21 protein-coding genes, 1 other RNA gene and 1 other annotated feature are annotated in these 22,362 nt (G+C 45.5%); of the genes, 6 read left to right on the top strand and 16 right to left on the bottom strand.

Translation table 11 applies throughout. The features are described from left to right. Positions 1-12: 12 nt before the first annotated feature. Both alaS and MKY10_RS07950 read right to left on the bottom strand, forming a co-directional pair. On the bottom strand, positions 13-2,649 hold the full coding sequence (alaS, locus tag MKY10_RS07955) for an alanine--tRNA ligase (protein WP_015251576.1): 2,637 nt from the start codon (positions 2,647-2,649) through the stop codon (positions 13-15). 330 nt (positions 2,650-2,979) lie between these two features. Then, complete coding sequence (locus tag MKY10_RS07950; protein WP_009967889.1) at positions 2,980-4,041, bottom strand: AI-2E family transporter; 1,062 nt, start codon at positions 4,039-4,041, stop codon at positions 2,980-2,982. Between the two features lie 155 nt (positions 4,042-4,196). Here MKY10_RS07950 and MKY10_RS07945 point away from each other — a divergent pair, with 155 nt between their 5' ends. From MKY10_RS07945 to MKY10_RS07930, 4 genes are read left to right on the top strand one after another with little or no spacing between them, the layout of a single operon-like run. Next, complete coding sequence (locus MKY10_RS07945; RefSeq protein ID WP_339226382.1) at positions 4,197-4,925, top strand: amino acid ABC transporter ATP-binding protein; 729 nt, start codon at positions 4,197-4,199, stop codon at positions 4,923-4,925. Between the two features lie 21 nt (positions 4,926-4,946). Further along, complete coding sequence (glnH, locus tag MKY10_RS07940) at positions 4,947-5,768, top strand: glutamine ABC transporter substrate-binding protein GlnH (protein WP_015251575.1); 822 nt, start codon at positions 4,947-4,949, stop codon at positions 5,766-5,768. A gap of 60 nt (positions 5,769-5,828) precedes the next feature. Beyond that, positions 5,829-6,479, top strand: coding sequence for an amino acid ABC transporter permease (locus MKY10_RS07935; protein WP_029727139.1), 651 nt, complete (start codon positions 5,829-5,831; stop codon positions 6,477-6,479). A 16-nt stretch (positions 6,480-6,495) separates the two neighbouring features. After that, the gene (locus MKY10_RS07930) at positions 6,496-7,152 is read left to right on the top strand and encodes an amino acid ABC transporter permease (protein WP_003229784.1); all 657 of its coding nucleotides are present in this window, start codon (positions 6,496-6,498) and stop codon (positions 7,150-7,152) included. A 34-nt stretch (positions 7,153-7,186) separates the two neighbouring features. On the opposite strand, the gene MKY10_RS07925 is transcribed toward MKY10_RS07930, so the two are convergent. From MKY10_RS07925 to cymR, 8 genes are all read right to left on the bottom strand, one after another. Next, on the bottom strand, positions 7,187-7,318 hold the full coding sequence (locus MKY10_RS07925) for a YrzQ family protein (protein WP_003229780.1): 132 nt from the start codon (positions 7,316-7,318) through the stop codon (positions 7,187-7,189). Positions 7,319-7,339: 21 nt separating this feature from the next. Beyond that, positions 7,340-7,531 (bottom strand): hypothetical protein, encoded by a 192-nt coding sequence (locus MKY10_RS07920; protein ID WP_003225893.1) that lies wholly within the window; start codon positions 7,529-7,531, stop codon positions 7,340-7,342. Positions 7,532-7,542: 11 nt separating this feature from the next. Continuing rightward, a complete protein-coding gene (locus MKY10_RS07915) occupies positions 7,543-8,067 on the bottom strand; it encodes a PRC-barrel domain-containing protein (RefSeq protein ID WP_010886583.1) in 525 nt (174 codons plus the stop codon). A 57-nt stretch (positions 8,068-8,124) separates the two neighbouring features. After that, entirely contained in the window at positions 8,125-10,521 is a 2,397-nt protein-coding gene (locus MKY10_RS07910; RefSeq protein WP_015251573.1) for an ATP-dependent RecD-like DNA helicase, read from the bottom strand. A gap of 24 nt (positions 10,522-10,545) precedes the next feature. Further along, complete coding sequence (locus tag MKY10_RS07905) at positions 10,546-11,166, bottom strand: tetratricopeptide repeat protein (RefSeq protein WP_015251572.1); 621 nt, start codon at positions 11,164-11,166, stop codon at positions 10,546-10,548. 85 nt (positions 11,167-11,251) lie between these two features. After that, positions 11,252-12,367: a tRNA 2-thiouridine(34) synthase MnmA gene (gene mnmA, locus MKY10_RS07900; RefSeq protein ID WP_014480424.1), complete on the bottom strand. Its 1,116-nt coding sequence runs from the start codon at positions 12,365-12,367 to the stop codon at positions 11,252-11,254. A gap of 27 nt (positions 12,368-12,394) precedes the next feature. After that, positions 12,395-13,537 (bottom strand): cysteine desulfurase family protein, encoded by a 1,143-nt coding sequence (locus MKY10_RS07895; RefSeq protein WP_003229769.1) that lies wholly within the window; start codon positions 13,535-13,537, stop codon positions 12,395-12,397. Between the two features lie 18 nt (positions 13,538-13,555). Continuing rightward, positions 13,556-13,972, bottom strand: a complete 417-nt coding sequence (gene cymR, locus MKY10_RS07890; protein ID WP_003225879.1) for a cysteine metabolism transcriptional regulator CymR — start codon at positions 13,970-13,972, stop codon at positions 13,556-13,558. 202 nt (positions 13,973-14,174) lie between these two features. On the opposite strand from cymR, the gene MKY10_RS07885 reads away from it, so the two are divergent. Beyond that, a complete protein-coding gene (locus tag MKY10_RS07885) occupies positions 14,175-15,440 on the top strand; it encodes a replication-associated recombination protein A (RefSeq protein WP_004398500.1) in 1,266 nt (421 codons plus the stop codon). Positions 15,441-15,481: 41 nt separating this feature from the next. On the opposite strand, the gene MKY10_RS07880 is transcribed toward MKY10_RS07885, so the two are convergent. The 5 genes from MKY10_RS07880 to MKY10_RS07860 all read right to left on the bottom strand — a co-directional run bounded on the left by MKY10_RS07880 (position 15,482) and on the right by MKY10_RS07860 (position 20,200). Next, entirely contained in the window at positions 15,482-16,246 is a 765-nt protein-coding gene (locus MKY10_RS07880; protein ID WP_003229763.1) for a tRNA threonylcarbamoyladenosine dehydratase, read from the bottom strand. 82 nt (positions 16,247-16,328) lie between these two features. Then, positions 16,329-16,521, bottom strand: a non-coding RNA gene (ssrS, locus tag MKY10_RS07875) — 6S RNA. 60 nt (positions 16,522-16,581) lie between these two features. Further along, entirely contained in the window at positions 16,582-18,360 is a 1,779-nt protein-coding gene (aspS, locus tag MKY10_RS07870) for an aspartate--tRNA ligase (RefSeq protein WP_015251570.1), read from the bottom strand. A gap of 13 nt (positions 18,361-18,373) precedes the next feature. Beyond that, positions 18,374-19,648 carry a histidine--tRNA ligase gene (gene hisS, locus MKY10_RS07865; protein WP_015251569.1) on the bottom strand — a complete coding sequence of 425 codons (1,275 nt, stop codon included), beginning with the start codon at positions 19,646-19,648 and terminating at the stop codon, positions 18,374-18,376. Between the two features lie 89 nt (positions 19,649-19,737). Further along, positions 19,738-19,970: a binding site (T-box leader), on the bottom strand. Positions 19,971-20,029: 59 nt separating this feature from the next. Then, positions 20,030-20,200, bottom strand: coding sequence for a YrzK family protein (locus tag MKY10_RS07860; RefSeq protein WP_004399157.1), 171 nt, complete (start codon positions 20,198-20,200; stop codon positions 20,030-20,032). Between the two features lie 132 nt (positions 20,201-20,332). Between MKY10_RS07860 and MKY10_RS07855 the strand changes: the two genes are divergently transcribed. Then, on the top strand, positions 20,333-21,889 hold the full coding sequence (locus MKY10_RS07855) for an SH3 domain-containing protein (protein ID WP_015251568.1): 1,557 nt from the start codon (positions 20,333-20,335) through the stop codon (positions 21,887-21,889). A gap of 26 nt (positions 21,890-21,915) precedes the next feature. Here the strand turns inward: MKY10_RS07855 and dtd are convergent, their stop codons facing one another. Continuing rightward, a complete protein-coding gene (dtd, locus tag MKY10_RS07850) occupies positions 21,916-22,356 on the bottom strand; it encodes a D-aminoacyl-tRNA deacylase (RefSeq protein ID WP_004398689.1) in 441 nt (146 codons plus the stop codon). Between the last annotated feature and the right edge of the window lie 6 nt (positions 22,357-22,362).

The raw sequence follows: 22,362 nt of genomic DNA, 5'->3' as shown, positions 1-22,362 counted from the left end.
TACATGGGCGAATTATAAAACGGATTTCACCCAATCTTCTACAGAAGCCAAAGCTTCTTCTAATTTTTCCGGCTGTTTACCGCCTGCCTGCGCCATGTCCGGACGGCCTCCGCCGCCTCCGCCGCAAACTTCCGCAGCTTGTTTAACCAGCTTGCCGGCGTGAAGTCCTTTCTCAATGAGGTCCTTTGTGACACCGGCAGAGATATTAACTTTATCGTTTTGTACCGCACCAAGCACGATCACCGCAGAGCCAAGCTTTGCTTTGAGTTCATCGACCATAGTGCGGAGATGATTCATGTCTTTTGCATTTACTTTTGCCGCAAGCACGTTTACGCCGTCAACTTCTTTTACTTTCGACAGGATTGCTCCTGCTTCCACGTTGCCTAGTTTTGCAAGAAGAGATTCATTTTCTCTTTGTGCATCCTTCAGTTCAGCCTGCAGAGCCGCGACCCGTTTCGGCACTTCTTTGATATTTGTTTTCAGCTCGTCAGCGGTCTGCTTCAATACAGAAATCTGGCTGTTCATTTCGACGTAAGCGCCTTGTCCCGTTACAGCTTCAATCCGTCTTGTGCCTGCGCCGATTCCAGATTCAGAAACGATTTTAAACAAGCCGATTTCTGCTGTATTTCTGACATGGCAGCCGCCGCACAGCTCTAAGCTGTAATCTCCAACTTGAACGACACGGACAATATCGCCATATTTTTCGCCGAACAGTGCCATCGCACCCATTTCTTTTGCTTCAGCGATCGGTTTCAAATCAATGCTGACCGGGATGCTCGCCCAGATCTTTTCGTTTACGATTCTTTCAATTTGTTCGAGCTCTTCTTTTGTCACTTGGCCAAAGTGCGAGAAGTCAAAACGAAGACGGTTTTCCGTTACAAGAGAGCCCGCCTGATTGACATGAGTTCCAAGAACATCTTTTAGAGCCTGATGCAATAAATGCGTTGCCGTGTGGTTTTTAATGACGCCGCTTCTCATATGGTCTTCAACTTCAGCCGTAACATGCAGGCCTTTTTGAACAGTGCCGCTCTCCACAACACCTTCATGCACATGCTGGCCATTCGGCGCTTTTTGAACATCTTTAATTCTTACAACTGCCTGCTCGCTTCGGAGATAGCCTTTATCGCCAATTTGGCCGCCGCTTTCTGCATAGAACGGTGTTTCATCAAGAATGATTTGAACGCTTTCTCCTTCATGAGCCTCTTCGATTAGTTGGCCGTCCTGAAGAAGCACAATGATATTGGCATCAGCTTTGGTTTGAGAGTAGCCGACAAATGTGCTTTCATCTGTCACGTCGCGCAGTGCGCCGCCCTGCACCTGCATGCTGCCGACATCCTGGCGGGCGTTTCTTGCCCGTTCACGCTGCTGGTTCATTTCCTCCTCAAAACCCTCATGATCAACCGCCATGTTCTCGTCTTCTGCGTATTCTTCAGTCAATTCAACCGGGAATCCATACGTATCATACAGTTTAAACACATCAGCACCTGAGATAACGCTGCTGCCCTTGTCTTTTTCTTTTTTGATCATTTCTGACAGGATCGCAAGCCCTTCATTAAGGGTCTCATGGAAGCGTTCTTCCTCGGTTTTAATGACTTTTGCGATGAAATCCGCTTTCTCTTTCACTTCAGGATAGAAATCAGCCATGATTTCTGCGACAACCGGCACTAAATCAAACATGAACGGACGATGGATGTTGATCGTTTTGGCATAACGCACGGCACGGCGTAATAAGCGTCTTAATACATAGCCGCGGCCTTCATTTGACGGCAGCGCACCGTCACTGACAGCAAAGGCAACCGTTCTGATATGGTCAGCAATCACTTTAAACGCAGTGTCTTTCACATTGTCTTTGCCATATGTTTCACCAGAAATCGATTCTGTTGCTTTGATGATCGGAATAAACAAATCGGTGTCAAAGTTTGTCGGAACATTCTGGATGACAGATACCATTCTTTCAAGACCCATGCCTGTATCAATATTTTTCTTTGGAAGCGGTGTGTACGTGCCGTCAGGGTTATGGTTGAACTCTGAGAACACAAGGTTCCATACTTCCAGGTAACGGTCGTTTTCCCCGCCTGGGTAAAGCTCCGGATCTTCTGGATCATTACCGTATGCTTCACCGCGGTCGTAAAAGATTTCCGTATTCGGTCCGCTCGGCCCTTCACCGATATCCCAGAAGTTCCCTTCCAGACGGATAATTCTTTCTTCAGGAATACCGATTTTTTTCGCCCAAAACTCATATGCCTCTTCATCTTCAGGATGAACCGTAACAGAGAGAAGCTCTTTGTCGAAGCCAATCCACTTGTCGCTCGTTAAAAACTCCCAAGCCCATGTAATGGCTTCTTCTTTGAAATAATCGCCGATGGAAAAGTTTCCGAGCATTTCAAAGAAAGTGTGATGGCGCGCAGTTTTACCTACATTTTCTATATCGTTTGTTCTGATCGCTTTTTGAGCGTTTACGATTCTTGGATTTTCCGGCACGACACGGCCGTCAAAATATTTTTTCAGCGTCGCAACACCGCTGTTGATCCAAAGCAGTGAAGGATCCTCATGAGGCACTAATGACGCGCTTGGCTCTACCGCATGTCCTTTTTCTTTAAAGAAATCCAAAAACATTTGACGCACTTCCGCAGAAGTTAAGTGTTTCATTGTATTTCCTCCTCTATAAAAATCGAAATTCTCTTCAGTGACAGCAAAAAAGCCCTCCCCCTATGCAAACCAACGTTTACACAGGGACGAGAGCTGTCTCGCGGTACCACCCTGATTACGGGCATTCATTCGCCCGTCACCTTTAACCCTGTAACGCAGGATAAGCGGCAGTGATTAACTGCACTCAGGATTAGCTTCCTCCGATCTTCTGATAAAGCTCCTTTCAGCTTATGGAGCTTCTCTCTTTAACAGGGCTTCGGCGTACTCAGATCCGTCACTCGAGATTCGTATGTATTCTACGAGAAATTATAGACAAGCGGCACGCCGATGTCAATGCTCCGTCCTCATCCGCAAAAAATGGATCATCATTACTTTTAAAACAGCCGTCGCAGGAACAGCCAGAATCATCCCGACGATACCCGCAAGCTCCCCTCCGGCAAGGAGTGCAAGCATGATAACGACCGGATGCATTTTAAGGCTTCTGCCGACAATGAACGGACTGAGGATATTTCCTTCCATAAACTGCAGAATAAACACCGTAATCACCACAACAAGAACCGCCTTGACTGAGATCGTCATCGCAATTAACAACGCAGGAACAGCTCCGATGAAAGGGCCAAAATACGGGATGACATTCGTTACCCCAGAGATAAGGCCAAGTATCAGCGGATACGGAAGCCCAAATACCCAGAACGAAATGCCTGCAATCACGCCAAGAATCAAGCAGACCAAAAGCTGGCCGCGGATATAATCGCCAAGCGAATCATCCACATCCCGCAAAAAGGCGCTGCCCCGCTTTCTCCACGACTTCGGAGTCAAGTACCATACTGTCTTTTTCATTAACTCAATGTCCTTCACCATATAAAACACGAGAAAAGGGATTGTTGCAGCAATTAAGAAGTAATCAAGCACATTGCGGATCCCGCTGATCGCACCCTCGATCGTTCCCGCAAAAAACGCCTCCGTCTGGCGGATCATTTTATCTATACGGTGATGCATACCATCAGGCCAGTCATCCGTATGGTTATGCACATGAAGAAGAAGCCCGTTATACGTTTCGGCAAACATGGGTATATTTTCTGACAAATCCGTCAGCTGCACGATTAAAACAGGCACCCCTTTATACAACGCCCAGCCAATCCCGCCAAAAAAAAGAACATAAATGACCAAGATGCTCAAAGTCCTAGGCAATCCTTTGCCATGCAGCCATTCTGTGACCGGAAGCAATAAATAAGATATAAAAATAGAAATGATCAAGGGAATAAAGATCGTTTTTATGACGAGCCAAAAGGGTGACCATAACATATCAAGCATAAAAAAGACATAGACTGTTAACAGAACCAGCAAACAAATAGCCACCCACAACAAAAGCTGCACCGGTTTTTGGAGCATCTGCTTTCACCTCACCTATATCTTTTGAGGTTTACAAGGAATTATTCTTTATGTTTCTTTAGTCAGTCAGAAGTCATGGACATTTTTTCACTTTTAATTTTCAGAAAAGTTTGATCATTTACTTTTTGGTCAAATTTTCTGATAGGAGGATTGCGATGATCACATTTCAAAATGTAAACAAGCATTACGGAGATTTTCACGTGTTAAAACAAATTAATCTTCAAATCGAAAAAGGTGAAGTCGTTGTTATCATCGGCCCATCCGGTTCCGGTAAAAGCACATTGCTCAGATGCATCAACAGACTTGAGTCGATCAATGAGGGAGTGCTTACAGTAAACGGCACCGCCATTAACGACAGAAAAACTGATATCAATCAAGTGCGGCAAAATATCGGGGTGGTGTTTCAGCACTTTCATTTATATCCGCATAAAACAGTGCTGCAGAACATCATGCTGGCTCCGGTAAAAGTGCTTAGACAATCACCTGAACAAGCAAAGGAAACGGCGCGGTACTATCTTGAAAAAGTCGGCATCCCAGACAAGGCTGACGCCTATCCTTCCCAGCTTTCCGGCGGGCAGCAACAGCGTGTTGCCATCGCAAGAGGACTGGCGATGAAGCCGGAGGTCATGCTGTTTGACGAGCCGACATCAGCACTTGATCCTGAAATGATCGGTGAGGTGCTAGATGTCATGAAAACACTCGCCAAAGAAGGCATGACAATGGTTGTCGTGACACACGAAATGGGGTTTGCCAAAGAAGTTGCCGATCGGATTGTCTTCATTGACGAAGGAAAAATTTTAGAAGAAGCAGTGCCGGCTGAATTTTACGCGAACCCGAAGGAAGAACGGGCCCGCTTATTCTTAAGCCGTATTTTAAATCATTAAAACAGAAATGGGGGAGCTTGTATGAAAAAGATTTTTTCTTTAGCATTGATTTCTTTATTCGCTGTCATCTTGCTTGCCGCTTGCGGCAGCAAGGGATCAAACGGAGAAGCCTCAAAGGAGAGCAAAAAAGATACGCTAGCCGCCATTAAAGACAATGACAAAATTGTCTTCGGCGTAAAAACGGACACTCGACTGTTCGGTCTTAAAAATCCAAGCTCAGGTGAGATTGAGGGTTTTGATATTGATATTGCCAAACAAATCGCTAAAGACATTTTAGGTGATGAGAAAAAAGCTGAATTTAAAGAGGTCACCTCAAAAACAAGGATTCCTATGCTGCAAAACGGGGATATCGACGCCATTGTCGCCACAATGACGATCACTGATGAACGAAAAAAGGAAGTTGACTTTTCTGATGTCTATTTCGAGGCCGGGCAATCGCTTCTCGTGAAAAAAGGCAGCAAAATCAAGAGTGTCGAGGATCTTGACAAAGGCTCAAAAGTTCTTGCAGTAAAAGGCTCCACCTCCTCTCAAAACATTCGTGAAAAGGCGCCTGAAGCATCTGTTTTAGAATTTGAAAACTACGCAGAAGCCTTTACAGCCCTTAAATCGGGGCAAGGCGATGCCCTCACCACAGATAATGCGATTTTATATGGAATGGCCGATGAAAATAAAAATTATCAATTAACAGGAAAGCCTTTTACAGATGAGCCTTACGGGATCGCCGTGAAAAAAGGGCAATCTGCTCTCGCGAAAGAAATCAACGCTTCACTTAAAAAGATGAAGTCGGATGGCAGATACGATGAAATTTATAAAAAATGGATCAAAGAAGACCCAGCTGAATAACAACCATCCCGGGATGAGCAGGCGATGCTCATCCCAATTTGATAAGGAGTGAATAGGCAGATGAATGTGTCAATTCTTTTCGATAACTTCGGCATGTATATGGACGGTTTTTACCATACCTTGCTCGCAAGTGTTATCGCGCTGGCCGGCAGTTTTGTCCTCGGCGTTGCTGTAGCGGTTATGAGAATAACAGTCTTTAAGCCGCTGCAATGGTTCGGGACCGCATATGTAGAATTCATCCGCAACATCCCTCTTCTTTTAATTACCTTTGTTTTCTATTTCGGACTTCCAAACGCAGGCCTGAGGCTTGACGGTTTTCAAGCGGGAACGGTTGCTCTCACCATTTATACCTCTGCGTTTATCGCTGAAGCCATCAGAGCAGGCATCCAGTCTGTTTCAAAAGGGCAGATGGAAGCGGCACGCTCGTCAGGCTTTACCTACAGCCAAGCCATGCTCCATATCATTTTGCCGCAGGCAATCAAAATCGTCATTCCGCCTTTAGGCAATCAATTTTTAAACTTAGTCAAAAACTCTTCGATTCTTGGGGTTGTGGCCGGATTGGATCTTATGTACCAGGCTGATTTAGTTTCGTCGAGCACACTCGTTGTATTTGATGTTTATATTTTCGTGGCGCTTTTTTACTTAGTGCTGACGATTCCGCTTAGCATCGGTGTTAACTATCTGGAAAAACGGCTGGAAAAAAGCTATTGATAAGGAGTGAGTTACATTGGATTTCATCGGTGCTTATTCACAGGAGCATTTAGCGTTTTTATGGGATGGCTTTCTCGTCACCTTGTACGTTGCTTTCATCTCCATCATTCTGAGCTTTTTCTTCGGTTTAATCGCAGGCACCCTGCGTTATGCGAAAGTTCCCGTTCTTTCTCAATTGATTGCAGTTCTCGTTGAAACGATCAGAAACCTCCCCTTGCTGTTAATTATTTTCTTTACGTTTTTTGCCCTTCCGGAAATTGGGATTAAGCTTGAAATTACAGCTGCTGCAATTACAGCACTAACGATTTTTGAATCCGCTATGCTATCTGAAATTATCCGAAGCGGACTGAAATCAATTGACAAAGGACAAATTGAAGCGGCGCGCTCCTCCGGGCTGAGCTATACACAGACCCTGTTCTTTATCGTTATGCCGCAAGCGCTTCGCCGCATGGTTCCGCCCATCGTAAGCCAGTTTATTTCTTTATTAAAAGATACATCGCTCGCTGTTGTGATCGCCCTGCCTGAACTGATTCACAACGCGCAAATTATTAACGGCCAAAGCGCTGACGGCAGTTATTTTTTCCCGATCTTTTTACTTGCGGCCCTTATGTATTTCGCAGTCAACTACAGCCTTTCACTCGCAGCAAGACGCCTCGAGGTCCGGCAAACATAGAAAAGGATACTCTTTGGAGAGTATCCTTTTTGCATTAAAACATTTTCGTAATTCTTCTTCTCATCCGCTTCATGCTTCGATTATTCAGCATGTCAGATTGAGTCGCCATTCGGTACACGAGAGCTCCGGCTCCCATTGCCAAAAGAGAAGTCATCGTCCGATTCATCCTGCGCATCTCCTTTCATGATTAAAAATTGATGCTGCGTTCATCCTCAGAAAACAAATCATCCAAGCTGCTTAACGTTCCGTCTTCTTCCACCTGATGAGTTGCAATCTTCCCTTTCGCCACTGTCAGTTCAATAAAACAGCCCCAGCAATAATATTGGTTCACGCCGATTTTGCCGATATCCTTACTTTTGCAATTCGGGCATATAAGCATACCTCACACCTCTATCCGTTCAGAACGATCTCGTCTTTCCGCACCTCGACAAGCGAATCCGCTCTTTGGATCTGGCGCTTGCTTCCCGCCAGGTCAGAAAAGAAACCGTCCGAGAGTTCATATGCTACGATTATGCCCCTGTCCAAACAAAAGTATACATCTTCCAGCATCCCCAATATATCCCCCTCTTGCGATTTCACAAGCTTCATCTTCATCTGCTCGTATGTGAAGCATGATTTCGGAAGAGGCAAAAGCTGTTCTGAACTGACCGAAGCCAATATGCGGTCATCAAAAATGGAAGAGATATCACACGCCCGTAATAGCGCATGATGATGATGCAAAAAGCGTTTTTGCGCAAGAATAAACCCAAGACAATCTCCTTTCAAAGAAAAACAAATATCGGAAATTGTCCCGAGATAACTAGAAGTTCGTTCTGAGTATACTGGGAATCCTTCTACTTCATGGCATGTTCTCAAAGTGTGATCAACCACCTTTTGTTGAACAGGCTTAGGTTTTGCTTTGCGCCTTAGACTCATACGATGAAATCAATTCCACTGCAAATGAAAAAAAACTCCCGCTTGCACGGGAGCATTTTATTGCTGTTCTTCTTTCATAAAATCGAATGGTGTAATGCCTTCCATGCCAATGTTGGCGTCGTGTACGCTGAACGGGAGCTCTTTTTGCAAAGCTTCAAGCTCGGCATCCATTTCCTCAACCTGTACGGACAGCCTGTTTTTCAAGGAGGTCTGTCTGACAGTTGCATCATTATTTTTCACGCCCCACTCCAGCGCCTCCTCTTCCCCGCATAAAATGAGAAATTTCTTCGCTCTTGTAATCGCGGTATAAAGAAGGTTTCTTCTGAGCATTCTATAATAGCCTTTCACAACAGGCAAAACCACAATCGGAAATTCACTTCCCTGCGATTTATGAATAGAACAGCAATACGCATGGGTAAATTGATTAAAATCTTTTTTCGTAAATGTCATTTCATTGCCGTCAAAAGAAACGACGGCCATGTCTTCTTTTTCTGTATTTTCCTTTGCATAAAATATCGACGTGATTTCGCCAATATCTCCGTTGAACACATTGTTTTCCGGCTGATTGACAAGCTGCAAAATTTTATCTCCGGTTCTGTAGACAACATCCCCGAACTTCAATTCTCTCCGTTTTTCTTTAGGAGGATTTAAAATGTCCTGCAGCATCACATTCAATTCATTAATGCCGGCTTTTCCTCTGTACATCGGAGCGAGGACCTGAATGTCCTTTGCTGTATAGCCTTTTTTCAATGCATTGGCGACAACCTTCTCAACTACTTCTTTGATTTGCGACCCGCCGCAGCGAATAAAGGAACGGTCCTTTGTCGGGGCAGTCAAATTGTTCGGCAGCAATCCATTTTTCATCTGGTGGGCAAGCTCGACGATTGATGACCCTTCTGCCTGGCGATAGATGTCTGTCAGTCTCACAGTCGGAATCACCTGGGATGCCAGCAGGTCTCTGAGCACTTGTCCCGGACCGACGGAAGGCAGCTGGTCTTCGTCTCCGACAATGATGATTTGTATATGATCAGGGATCGCCTTGAACAAATGATTCGCCAGCCATATATCAAGCATACTGGCTTCATCGATAATTAACAGCTTCCCTTCGATCGGCTGATCCTCTGTATGAGTAAAGCCTTCAGCGCCGTTCCAGCCAAGCAGCCTGTGTATCGTAACTGCAGGGAGTCCCGTTGATTCACTCATCCGTTTTGCTGCTCTCCCTGTCGGAGCGGCCAAAACAATCGGAAAAGCTTCATCCTTTTTATAAGCTGACGGGTCTAGTGACACACCGTGAAGCTCTCCGTAGAGCTCGACAATCCCTCTGATTACCGTCGTTTTTCCTGTTCCCGGGCCGCCTGTTAAAAGAAGCATCGGCGAGGAAAGGGCTTTTTGAATCGCTTCCTTCTGGCTGGGGGCATACTGAACGTCCATCCGTTCTTCCAGTTCTCCCAACGCGAGCAAAAACTCTGATTCGGGAAACTGGTTCTCATATTCGGTTTGGCTAGCGATATGTTTCACACGCTTTGCAACGTTTTGTTCTGCGTAAAACAGCGAAGGAAAATAACAGCGGCCATCTTCTATGACAATGTCTTTATTTTCTCCAAGGGCAATAATCGCGTTAGCGGCATCCATTTCTGTGATGCGCTGTCCTTCCCTTGCTGACTGATTTAACAGAGATTGGGTGTCAATGATCAGCTGTTCCGTTTCTATGTACGTGTGCCCCTCTGACAGACAAGTCGTTTCAAGCGTGTACAAAATAGCAGCTTTTACCCGCTCAGGATGATTACCCGAAAGACCCATTCTGCTGCCCAGCTCATCCGCTTTTCCAAACCCGATGCCTTCTACATCCTTCACAAGCTGATAAGGATTTTCCTGAATCTTTTCAAGCGTCTCGGATTCATAGGCTTGATAGATTTTCATAGACAGCTGCGGGCCAAAGCCAAACTGATTCAAGGAAATCATGATTTGCTCCAGTCCCTGATGCCGCTGCAATGCGCCAGCCAGCGTGTCTGCTTTCTTTTTTGAGAGTCTGGGAACATCATAAAGCACTGAAGCGTCAGCCAATATTTTATTAATGGCGCTGTCGCCCAGCTTTTTCACAATTTCTTCAGCTGTTTTTTTGCCGATCCCCTCGAATAAATCACTCGATAAATATTGAATGATGCCTTCCTTAGTCGTTGGAATCTCCTTTTTGAAATGCTCCGCCTGAAATTGGAGCCCGAATTTTGGATGGGTTACGATCTTTCCGTAAAACGTGTAGGTCTCTTCTTCTTGAAGCGCAGGGAAGTAGCCCGTCACGGATACGGCTTTATCTTCAATGGCTTCGGAGGTCTCTGTGACTTTCACTTTCAGAACCGTATATAAATTGGTGCCATTATGATAGATGACTGTGTTGACTGTCCCTTTTAAATAGGGCTCTTCCTCCAGTTTAAGCTGATCCGGATGCTGCTGCACGAGCTGTCCCTCCTCCTGTGCCTGTTATGATGGATCAATCAGTTTTTTAGCATGAAGCGCAAGCATATGATCTGGCTGGATATCGATTGCCTTGTTCAGCATTTCCAGCGCTTTTTCTCGGTTTTCTTTATAAGCATAAGCGACACCGGCATTATAAAATGCATCTGCATGCCCCGGGTCTTGCTCTGTCACAGCTGCGAATTGGCTGAGCGCTTCGTCCAGCATGCCCTCGTTGGCTAAGCACATCCCGAATTGAAAACGCGCTTCCGTATCGTTTTCATTCAGTTCGACCGCTCTTTGTAAATATGGCAGTGCAAGCTTAGGCTGTTCGAGCTTGACAAGTACCGTTCCGAGCATGTAAAACAGGTCGCCGTTTTCCATCCCCGCACGTAGCGCTTTTTCAAACATGTCTTTCGCTTCTTTGTACATTTCTTTTACAACATAGACATTTCCTGCTCCATAATAAGCAGTGGCTGCGCTACTGTCTAATTCAAGCGCTTTATCATAAAACGCAAGCGCACGTTCCAGCTCGTTTACGGATGAAAGCAGGTTGGCAAAATTGATATACGGAATCGCGTCTTCTTTATTTTCTTCAATCGCTTTTGTAAATGCCTCTGCCGCTTTCTCGTAATCGCCTTCCTGCATCGCCTCTATACCGAGTTGATTATAATCCACCGATCATCTTCCTTTCATTAAAAAACCCCAACTCAGTGTTGAGGTTTTTCATCTTTTATACGTACCACAATTTTGTTCCGTCTTTGTACACATCATCAATTGTCCCGCCGCCAAGGCATTCTTCGCCGTCATAGAAGACAACGGCTTGTCCCGGCGTTACAGCGCGGACTTGTTCATCAAAGATGACTTCCGCTTCACCCTCGCCAGTCATGCGCACCGTTACTTTATGATCTTCTTGGCGGTAACGGAATTTAGCCGTGCAGGAAATCTCTTCGCCCTTCATGATATCCGAACGTACCCAGCTGATATTTGTTGCTGTGATTTTGTCAGAATATAAAAGCGGGTTATGGAACCCTTGATCCACGTAGAGGATGTTCTTTTCAAGATCTTTGCCTACCGCAAACCACGGCTCGCCGCTTCCGCCGATGCCAAGGCCGTGACGCTGTCCGATCGTATAGTACATCAACCCGTCGTGGCGGCCTTTTACTTCGCCGTCCATCGTCATCATATCGCCCGGCTGTGCAGGGAGATATTGGCTGAGAAACGTTTTGAAGTTGCGTTCGCCGATAAAGCAGATGCCTGTACTGTCTTTTTTCGTCGCTGTTGCAAGTTCTGCTTCTTTGGCAATTTCACGCACACGGCTTTTTTGAAGTTCGCCGATCGGGAACATGACTTTGCTCAGCGTATCTTCTGTCAGCTGATTCAAGAAGTACGTTTGATCCTTGTTTTCATCAATGCCGCGCAGCATTCTGACTTTTTCGCCGCTTCTGTCTACTCTTGCATAGTGGCCAGTCGCTAAATAGTCGGCGCCAAGTGACAATGCATGCTCCAAAAAGGCCTTGAATTTAATTTCTTTGTTGCACAATACATCCGGGTTTGGTGTTCTGCCTGCTTTATATTCATCAAGGAAGTATTGAAATACCTTCTCATAATATTGCTTTTCAAAGTTTACGGCATAATACGGAATTCCGATTTGGTTGCAGACGCGGATCACATCTTCATAATCCTCTGTCGCCGTGCAAAAACCGTTTTCGTCCGTATCATCCCAGTTTTTCATAAAGATTCCGATTACATCATAGCCCTGTTCTTTTAACAGCAGGGCCGCCACAGATGAGTCTACTCCGCCGGACATGCCGACGACGACTCTTGTATCCTCCGGCCGTTTTTCCATTTCATTCACTCCAATTACTAAGCCGCCTTATTGTGTCAGCCGTTTGACAACGTCGGCCACATGTTTGGCAGCAGTTTTCACTTGCTCAGCCGTATTGCCGAGGCCGAAGCTGATTCGAATAGAGGACGTCAGCCGGTCACTCTCTTCTCCGAACATAGCAGTCAGAACATGTGACGGCAGGACTGAACCGGCCGTGCACGCTGAACCGCTGGAGACAGCGACACCAGCCATATCAAGATTAACCAGCAGCGCTTCCACTGACACACCGGGGAAATAAAGATTCAGAACATGCGGCAGACTATGCTCTTTGTCCCCGTTGACCTCGAATGCCACACCTGCATCTCTAAGCGTGTCGGCAAAGATTGCTTTAAACGATTGATACTTCTCGTTTTTTTCGTCACGTTCTTCACTTGACAGCTTGATCGCTTCTTTCAGCCCGACAATGCCTGGAACATTTTCCGTTCCGGCACGGCGTTTTCTTTCTTGCTCTCCTCCGAATAAAAGCGGTGAAAGCTTCACATCTTTACTAGCATATAAAAAGCCTGTCCCTTTTGGCCCGTTGAGCTTGTGCCCGGAAACAGACAGAAGGTCAATATGGCTGTTTTTCACGTCAATTGGCAGCAACCCGAATGCCTGAACAGCATCGGTATGAAAATAAGCTTTGTGTTCCTTTAACAGCTCACCGATTTCTTCGATCGGCTGCACTGTTCCAACTTCATTATTTCCATACATCACTGTCACAAGGATTGTATCATCACGCAGTGCTTCTTTCACCTGTTTTGCACTGACTCTTCCATTTTGGTCAACGTCCAGATACGTTATGTCAAATCCGTCTTCCTCAAGTTTTTCACATGTGTGAAGCACGGCGTGATGCTCAATTTTTGTTGTGATGATATGTCTGCCAAGATCTTTTCTTGCAAGTGCGGTTCCCATGATCGCCAAGTTATCAGCTTCCGTTCCCCCGCTTGTAAAAATGATCTCCTGCTCTGCCGCTCCGATTTCTGCTGCGATCTGCGCTCTTGCTTCATCCACCCATTTTCGAGATTCTCTGCCAAATGAATGAATACTGGAGGGATTACCGAAACTGCCGGAGAAGTGCGGTATCATTTTTTCCAGCACGCGCTCATCCATCGGAGACGTTGCGGCATGATCTAAATAAATCCGTTCCATTATGTTTACACCTCTGATCTAAATATAGAACATATAAGCTTCTTGCTCTCCGTCTGTATAGCTGGCAAGATCCTCTAATGTTGTACTGTCCAAAACCTCTTTTACAGCATCCCGGATGCGAATCCAGAGCTCACGCTTGGCAGGCTCCTCATCTTCCAGCACTTCAACAGGGCTGATCGGCCCCTCAAGCACACGGATAATATCTCCCGCGGTAATGGCATCCGGCTCACTGCCTAATACATATCCGCCATATGCGCCTCTGATGCTTTTCACTAAACCGGCATTTCTGAGCGGCGATACCAGCTGCTCCAAATAATGCTCGGACAAATTATTCGTCTGTGCGATGCTTTTTAATGAAGTCGGGCCTTCACCGTGCTTTTTTGCAAGCTCGATCATAATGGTGAGCCCGTATCTTCCCTTAGTTGATATTTTCAACATGAACACCTCTGTTATTTCATGATTTTCCACATTTATAATGGTAATTTCTATATGTTTCGTCCGTTTATTATCTTATAGACCAACTGTTATTATAACATACCTTCAGCGAATTTTCATTGAGGCAGAAGGAAAGGGGCCTTTACCCTTTTCTAATGTACGGTTTTCCGTTACCCTGTAATTAAGTAAGGAGAGATGATAGATGAAGCCATTGGCATATCGGATGCGTCCGACAAAAATAGAGGATATTATCGGCCAGCAGCATCTGGTGGCTGAAGATAAAATTATTGGCAGAATGGTCCAGGCAAAACATTTGTCATCCATGATTTTGTACGGGCCGCCCGGAATTGGAAAAACATCAATCGCAACAGCAATCGCCGGTTCAACAAGTATTGCTTTTCGAAAGCTGAATGCTGTCATTAACAATAAAAAAGATATGGAAATCGTAGCTCAGGAAGCCAAGATGTCCGGCCAAGTGATTTTGATTCTGGATGAAGTCCACAGGCTGGATAAAGGAAAACAGGATTTTCTATTACCCTATTTAGAAAACGGAATGATCATTTTGATCGGAGCAACGACGGCTAACCCGTATCATGCCATTAATCCGGCGATCAGAAGCCGGACCCAGATTTTTGAGCTTGAACCGTTAACACCTGAACTGATTAAACAGGCACTGGAACGTGCGCTCCATGATGAGCATCGGGGCCTTGGCACCTATTCTGTATCCATTGATGATCAGGCGATGGAGCATTTTGCCCACGGATGCGGAGGAGATGTCCGCTCCGCTTTAAATGCGCTTGAGCTTGCCGTGTTGTCAACGAAGGAGTCAGCAGACGGTGAAATTCACATTACATTAGAAACCGCGGAAGAATGCTTGCAGAAAAAAAGCTTTTCTCACGATAAAGATGGTGACGCGCATTATGATGTACTGTCCGCTTTTCAAAAATCAATCCGCGGCTCTGATGCCAACGCTGCTCTTCACTATTTGGCTAGATTAATTGAAGCCGGTGATCTGGAGAGCATCGCAAGACGATTGCTTGTTATCGCCTATGAGGATATCGGTTTAGCAAGCCCGCAAGCCGGCCCTAGAGTGCTGAACGCTATTCAGACCGCTGAGCGAGTCGGGTTTCCTGAAGCACGAATCCCGCTGGCCAACGCAGTTATTGAGCTTTGCCTCTCACCGAAATCAAACTCTGCCATTCTGGCAATCGATGAGGCCCTGGCAGATATCAGAGCCGGAAAAATTGGGGATGTCCCGAAGCATTTAAAAGACGCGCATTATAAAGGAGCTCAGGAATTAGGAAGAGGAATCGACTATAAATACCCGCACAATTACGACAACGGTTGGGTCGAACAACAATACCTCCCTGATCCTCTGAAAAATAAGCAATACTATAAGCCGAAACAGACTGGAAAGTTCGAATCTGCCTTAAAGCAGGTGTACGATAAATTAATGAAAAGAAAATAAAACAAAAAAACAGCCTTGATCATCAAGGCTGTTTTTATGCATTATTTATCCTTCACACGTTTGATTTCAATGTCTTTCAAAAGATCCATGACAACATGTCCGCCCATAATCAAACCTGCAACTGACGGCACAAAAGCATTAGAGGAAGGCGGCATTTTTGCTTTACGTATTTTCGCTTCGTCATTCCCCACTTCTTTTCTGACATCTTCCCGAATAACAATCGGGCTTTCATCAGAGAAAATCACTTGAACGCCTTTTTTGATACCCTCCTTGCGTAATTTCGTACGAACGACCTTCGCAATTGGATCAGTGTGCGTTTTTGAGATATCAGCGATTTGGAAGCGTGTCGGATCCGTTTTATTTGCAGCACCCATGCTGGAGATGAGCGGAATATCCCGTTTTAGACATTCTTTCATTAAATGAATTTTATAACAAATGGTGTCTGACGCATCAATGACATAGTCAAGATCATAGTCAAAAAACTGCTCATACGTTTCCTCCGTATAGAACATTTTTAACGCGATCACTTCACACTCCGGGTTAATGTCTGCGATCCGCGCCTTCATTAAATCAACTTTCGGCTGTCCGACAGTTGAAAGCAGCGCGTGAAGCTGACGATTTACATTTGTAATGTCGACATCATCTTTGTCGACAAGCAGAATGCGGCCGACGCCTGACCGCGCGAGAGCTTCCGCCGCGAACGACCCGACTCCCCCGACTCCAAGCACAGCAACTGTGCTGTTTTTCAGCGTTTCAAGGCCTTCTTTTCCGATAGCTAATTCATTGCGTGAAAACTGGTGTAACAAGAACCTCACTCCACATTCGTATTCTGGTTTCATCTATAAAATGGCTGATCCATGAGCAGCCGTTTTTTCTGCGCACAAAAAATAAAGTCCCAATAGTGCCGTTGCAGCTTTCCTTTGTTTTGAACCCGCTCTCAGCAGGTGGGTGCCCTCTTTTAAATCTTGTAAGTCCTCTTTACCGAATGAAAAGAGGCATGTACGCCATTTAAAAATGCGGGCTCCCAAATCAAAAAAATGTTCGGTCAAAACTAGGTGTACAACTAACACATCAGGACTTTATTTAACTTGTCAAAATCATATCACAGACGATTTTGATTTTCAAGAATCGAACTGCAAATTCAGTTCTTAACTTTTTTCTTGATAGAAAGATGAAGCTCGTCAAGCTGGGCATCGCTTACTTCGCCTGGCGCTTCTGTCATCAGGCAGCTTGCACTTGCCGTTTTCGGGAATGCAATCGTATCTCTCAGGTTCGTACGTCCAGCTAGAAGCATAACGAGACGGTCTAAGCCGAGTGCGATTCCGCCGTGCGGAGGAGCGCCGTATTCAAATGCTTCCAGCAGGAATCCGAACTGTTCAGCCGCTTCTTCTGGTGAGAAGCCGAGGAGCGCAAACATTTTTTCCTGAATATCCTTTTCAAAAATACGGATTGAACCGCCGCCAAGCTCATAGCCGTTTAAGACGAGGTCATAAGCTTGTGCTTTCATGTCTTCAGGCGCTGTTTCAATCAGCTCAAGGTCTTCTCGGACAGGCATTGTGAACGGATGGTGCGCTGCGTAAAAACGTCCTTCTTCCGGATCATGCTCTAATAGCGGCCAGTCGATAACCCATAAGAAATTGAACAATTTTTCGTCAATCAGCCCGCGCTCTTTCCCAAGCTTTAAGCGCAGGGCGCCGAGTGATGCGGCCACAACTTCGAATTGATCCGCTCCGAACAGCAGCAAATCACCTTCAGCAGCATCAAGTGCTTCAATCAGCTTAGACTGCTTTTCTTCATCAAAGAATTTAGCGATCGGGCCTTTCACTCCGTCTGCCTCAACCTTCACCCAGGCAAGTCCTTTCGCCCCGTAGTTTGCAGCAAAAGCGCCAAGAGCGTCGATGTCTTTTCTGGAGTAATCGCCGGCACCGCCTTTTACGTTGATGGCTTTGACCACGCCGCCGTTTGCTACAGCTGATGAGAACACTTTAAATTCCGTATCCTTTACAATGTCAGACACATCCGTCAAAAGCATGTCAAAACGCGTATCCGGTTTATCAGAACCGTACTTGTTCATTGCTTCGTCATACGTCATTCGAGGAAGAGGAAGCTTAAGTTCCTCACCTTTTGTTTCACGCATAACCTTTGCCATCATCTCCTCAGCCAATGACATAATGTCTTCCTGGCTCATAAAGGACATTTCAATATCAATTTGCGTAAACTCAGGCTGGCGGTCCGCACGCAAGTCTTCATCGCGGAAACAGCGGGCAATTTGATAATATCGTTCAATGCCTGATACCATCAGAAGCTGTTTAAATAGCTGCGGGGACTGAGGCAGCGCGTAGAACTCACCTTCGTGCACACGGCTCGGCACCAAGTAGTCACGTGCGCCTTCAGGCGTGCTTCCTGTTAAAATCGGCGTTTCAATATCAAGAAACCCATTTTCATCTAAAAAGCTGCGAACAGCTTTCGTCACGTTATGGCGCAGCTGCATCGTCTGGAACATAGCCGGTCTGCGCAAATCTAAGTAACGGTGTTTTAAACGAACGTCCTCTGACACTTCTTCAGCTTGATCAGAAATCGCAAATGGGGGTGTCTTTGCAGCATTTAATACGTTCACTCCATCAGCATGTATTTCGATCGCGCCTGTTTTTAAATTCGGATTAACTGTTCCCTCTTCACGCGCTACCACTTTTCCTTGAATATCAAGCACGTATTCATTTCTGATGCCTTCCGCAACAGCAAGCGCTTCTTTTGACACATCAGGGTTAAAAACGACTTGAACAATGCCCGTACGGTCACGCAAGTCAATAAAAATCAATCCGCCGAGGTCTCGTCTTTTTTGGACCCAGCCTTTCAGCGTTACAGATTCGCCAATTGCTTTTTCAGTTATATCACCGCAATAATATGTTCTTCCAAACAATGCGTTTCACTCCTTATCCCTTTTGGTTTGCCTTCATCACATGTATAAATTCATCAAGTGCCACTTCAATCTGTTCGCCCGTCTGTGCATCCTTTACATTGATTTTGTTTTGGGCAAGCTCATCTTCACCCAAAATCGCAATAAATCTGGCATTTAAGCGATCAGCTGTTTTAAACTGGCCTTTCATTTTCTTATTTTCATAATCGATTTCACTGGAAATGCCTGCTTCTCTCAGTTTGTACACCAATGAAACAGAATAATCCTTTGCTTTTTCGCCGAGTGTGACGATATAGCAGTCGATTCCCTTATCAACAGGCAGCTCTCTTTTTTCAGCATCAATTGCGGCAAGCAAGCGTTCGATGCTCATCGCAAATCCGATGCCCGGTGCTTCAGGTCCGCCGATCTGTTCGACAAGCCCGTCGTAGCGTCCGCCGCCGGCAAGTGTCGTAATCGCGCCAAAGCCCTCCGCATTGCTCATAATTTCAAATGCGGTGTGGTTGTAATAATCCAGCCCTCTCACAAGGTTCGGATCGATTTCATACGAAATGCCAAGATCATTTAAGTATTGTTTCACTTTTTCAAAATAAGCGGCTGATTCTTCATTTAAATATGTCAAAATCGAAGGTGCCGATTTCATCAGCTCATGATCACGGTCTTTTTTGCAGTCCAAAATTCTAAGCGGGTTCGTGTGCAGCCGGGACTGGCAGTCTGAACAAAATTCTTCGATGCGAGGCTCGAAGTGTTTCACGAGCGCTTCTCTGTAGCTTTTGCGGCTATCTTGATCGCCGAGACTGTTTATGACAAGCTTAACGTTTTCTAAACCTGCTTTTTCATAAATACTCATCGCAAGCGCCATTACTTCAGCGTCGATTGCAGGGTCTTTCGAACCAATCGCTTCAATTCCAAACTGATAAAACTGGCGGTAACGGCCCGTCTGAGGACGTTCATAACGGAACATCGGCCCGACATAATAAAGCTTTGTCGGCTGTACAGGATTTGCGAACAGCTTGTTTTCATTAAAAGCGCGAACCGCAGCAGCTGTTCCCTCCGGACGAAGCGTCAGGCTTCTGCCTTTGCGGTCCTCGAAGGTATACATTTCTTTTTGTACGATATCCGTTGATTCTCCGACGCCTCTGGCAAACAGTTCTGTATGCTCAAAAATCGGTGTGCGGATTTCTTTATATTGATAAGTGCGGCAAGTGTCTCTCATAATTTGTTCAACAAACTGCCAGCGATCTGATTCTCCAGGCAGAATATCCTGTGTTCCTCTCGGAATGTTATATCCCATAGGTAGACCTCCTTATGTATTCCTTATAAAATATCCAATGATCGTTAATGATGAAAATGAAAAAAACTCCCGCCCCTACTATACATGATAGTAGGGACGAGAGTTATACCCGTGGTGCCACCCTAGTTGGAATACGTTCATATTCCCGCTCGATCCTTTAACGCAGGTTCACGTTCACTGCCTAATGGCGTTATTCACGCGTTCAGCAGGAAACCTCCGGAGTGTTGTTTCGAGAAAGACGCAATGGGATCCGCTTTCAGCCTGGGGCGGGTTCCTCTCTAATCATGCAATCTGACCTACTCTTCTCCATTATTGGTTCAAATCTTTCATCATTTGCTATGTACTCAATTTCTATTATAATAATGGGATTGGGGTTCTCTGTCAAGCTTTATTCCGGTTGTTTTTCCTCAGCGCTGCTTCTTTGGACATAAGACCAAATTCAGATGCTGTTTCCGTAAGATAACCAGTCGTATCGGGATCTGCGTGATCGCTGTAATGCAGATTCGCTTCACCGTCGTGAAATGCACGTCCCATTTTTGGATGATATTTCATGATTTGCACACCTTTTTGATTGTATTTACGCTTAGTATAAACAAATCATTTTATTTTTATTTAAAAATCAGAAAGGACTTTACGATATTAAACAAGAATGCTTTTTTAATGATCATCAGAAAGGAGGACACAATGAACAAGAAATACTTTGTCCTTATTGTATGTATTATTTTCACCTCAGCGCTATTCCCGACCTTTTCATCCGTTACAGCTGCTCAAGGAGAAGCGGTCATCGCAACAGATGAAATGAACGTCAGAAGCGGCCCAGGGCTTAGCTACGGCATTACAGCGGAAGTAAAAAAGGGAGAACGCTATCCAATTTTAAAGGAAGATGGAGACTGGGTGCAGATACAGCTTGGTTCTGGAGAAAAGGGCTGGGTAGTCTCCTGGCTTATTACAAAGGAAGACCAGGCCAGCACAAGCTCCTCAGGAAGCAGTGACACTGTGACATCAACAGACCCCGATCTGCGGATGAGAAGCGGCCCGGGCACTTCCTACGAAGTCATCGGCAAATTTCCGCAAGGCAGCCAAGCATCTGTCATTGATAAAGATTCGGGCTGGATCAAGATATCCTATCACAGTGCCACCGGATGGGTATCATCTGAATATGTCACATCAGGAGGCAGCAGTTCAGCGTCTGATGAGAGTGACCAAACCGAGGATTCCGGTGAGTCAACGACGGGCACAGTCGGTGTTTCTTCGCTAAATGTAAGAGCCTCCGCCTCACATGACGCGGCAATTATAACAAAACTTGATCGCGGAACGAAACTGACGGTTCTCAACGAGAAAAATGGCTGGGCTCACATTGAGGTGAACGGGCTAAAAGGCTGGGTTGCAAGCCATTACCTTTTGACTAGTTCTGTTCCAGCTGATGATTCAGCAAATGCCGGCAGTTCATCCTCCGCTAAAAAAGCCTATATCATGTACGGAGGAACGAATCTAAGAAGTGATGCGTCAACATCAGCTTCGATCGTTGAGCGCGCTGCCAAAGGAGATTCATACACCATTACCGGTTCAAAGGGAAGCTGGTATGAAATAAAGCTTGATAACGGGCAGACTGCTTATGTAGCCAATTGGGTGGTCCAAACGTCTAAAAGCGCAGAAGAAGCAGGTGAACCGCCAGTCTCTGATTCCCCGTCTGGAAACGGCTCTCTAAACAATAAAACGATTATTGTTGACCCGGGACATGGAGGAAAAGACAGCGGAACGATCGGGTATTCGGGGAAATTCGAGAAAAACCTGACGATCAAAACGGCAAAACTGCTCGCCAGCAAACTTAGATCGGCTGGAGCGGATGTATATGTGACACGCCAGGATGATACCTTTGTCAGCCTGCAGTCACGGGTCTCTACCTCTCACTACCGTAACGCTGACGCCTTTATCAGCATTCATTATGACAGCTATGCGGATACCTCTACAAGAGGCAGTACAGCATATTACTACAGTCCTGCCAAAGATCAGGAACTCGCATCAGATGTCCACTCAGAAGTGGTGAAGCGTTCTTCCATTCCAGACCGCGGCGTATTATTCGGAGATTATTATGTGCTCCGGGAAAACAGACAGCCCGCTATGCTGTACGAGCTGGGATATGTAAGCCATCCGCAGGAAGAAGCCATTGTACATAGCAATTCATACCAAGAAAAAGTAACAGATGGGATCGAAAGCGGATTAGAGAAATACTTCCAATAAAAAAAGCTGCCTTTTGGCAGCTTTTTTTATTTTGAATCCATAATGAGCGTGACCGGTCCGGAGTTTGTAAGCTGAACATCCATCATTGCTCCAAACGTTCCGGTCTCCACTTTGATTCCTTTTTCACGAAGCAGGTCATTCCATTTTTCATAAAGACCTAAAGCTTTATCAGGTTTGGCCGCGTTCATGTAGTTCGGCCGGCGCCCTTTTTTCGTATCTCCATAAAGCGTAAACTGTGAGACGGATAAAATCTCTCCTCCTATATCTACAAGAGACAGATTCATTTTCCCTTCACTGTCATCGAAAATACGGAGATTGACAACTTTATCGGCTAAATAAGCTGCATCATCTTCTGTATCATCGTGAGTGATGCCGACCAGCACCATAAGGCCTTGTCCAATTTGGCCGACGACCTCTTCGTCCACTGTAACGCTTGCTTCTGTTACTCGCTGAACAACTAATCTCATTTTCTA

Source organism: Bacillus sp. FSL P4-0290, assembly GCF_037975435.1.
In the GTDB taxonomy this organism is placed as follows: domain Bacteria; phylum Bacillota; class Bacilli; order Bacillales; family Bacillaceae; genus Bacillus; species Bacillus subtilis.
This window is presented reverse-complemented; position numbering and strand designations above follow the sequence as displayed.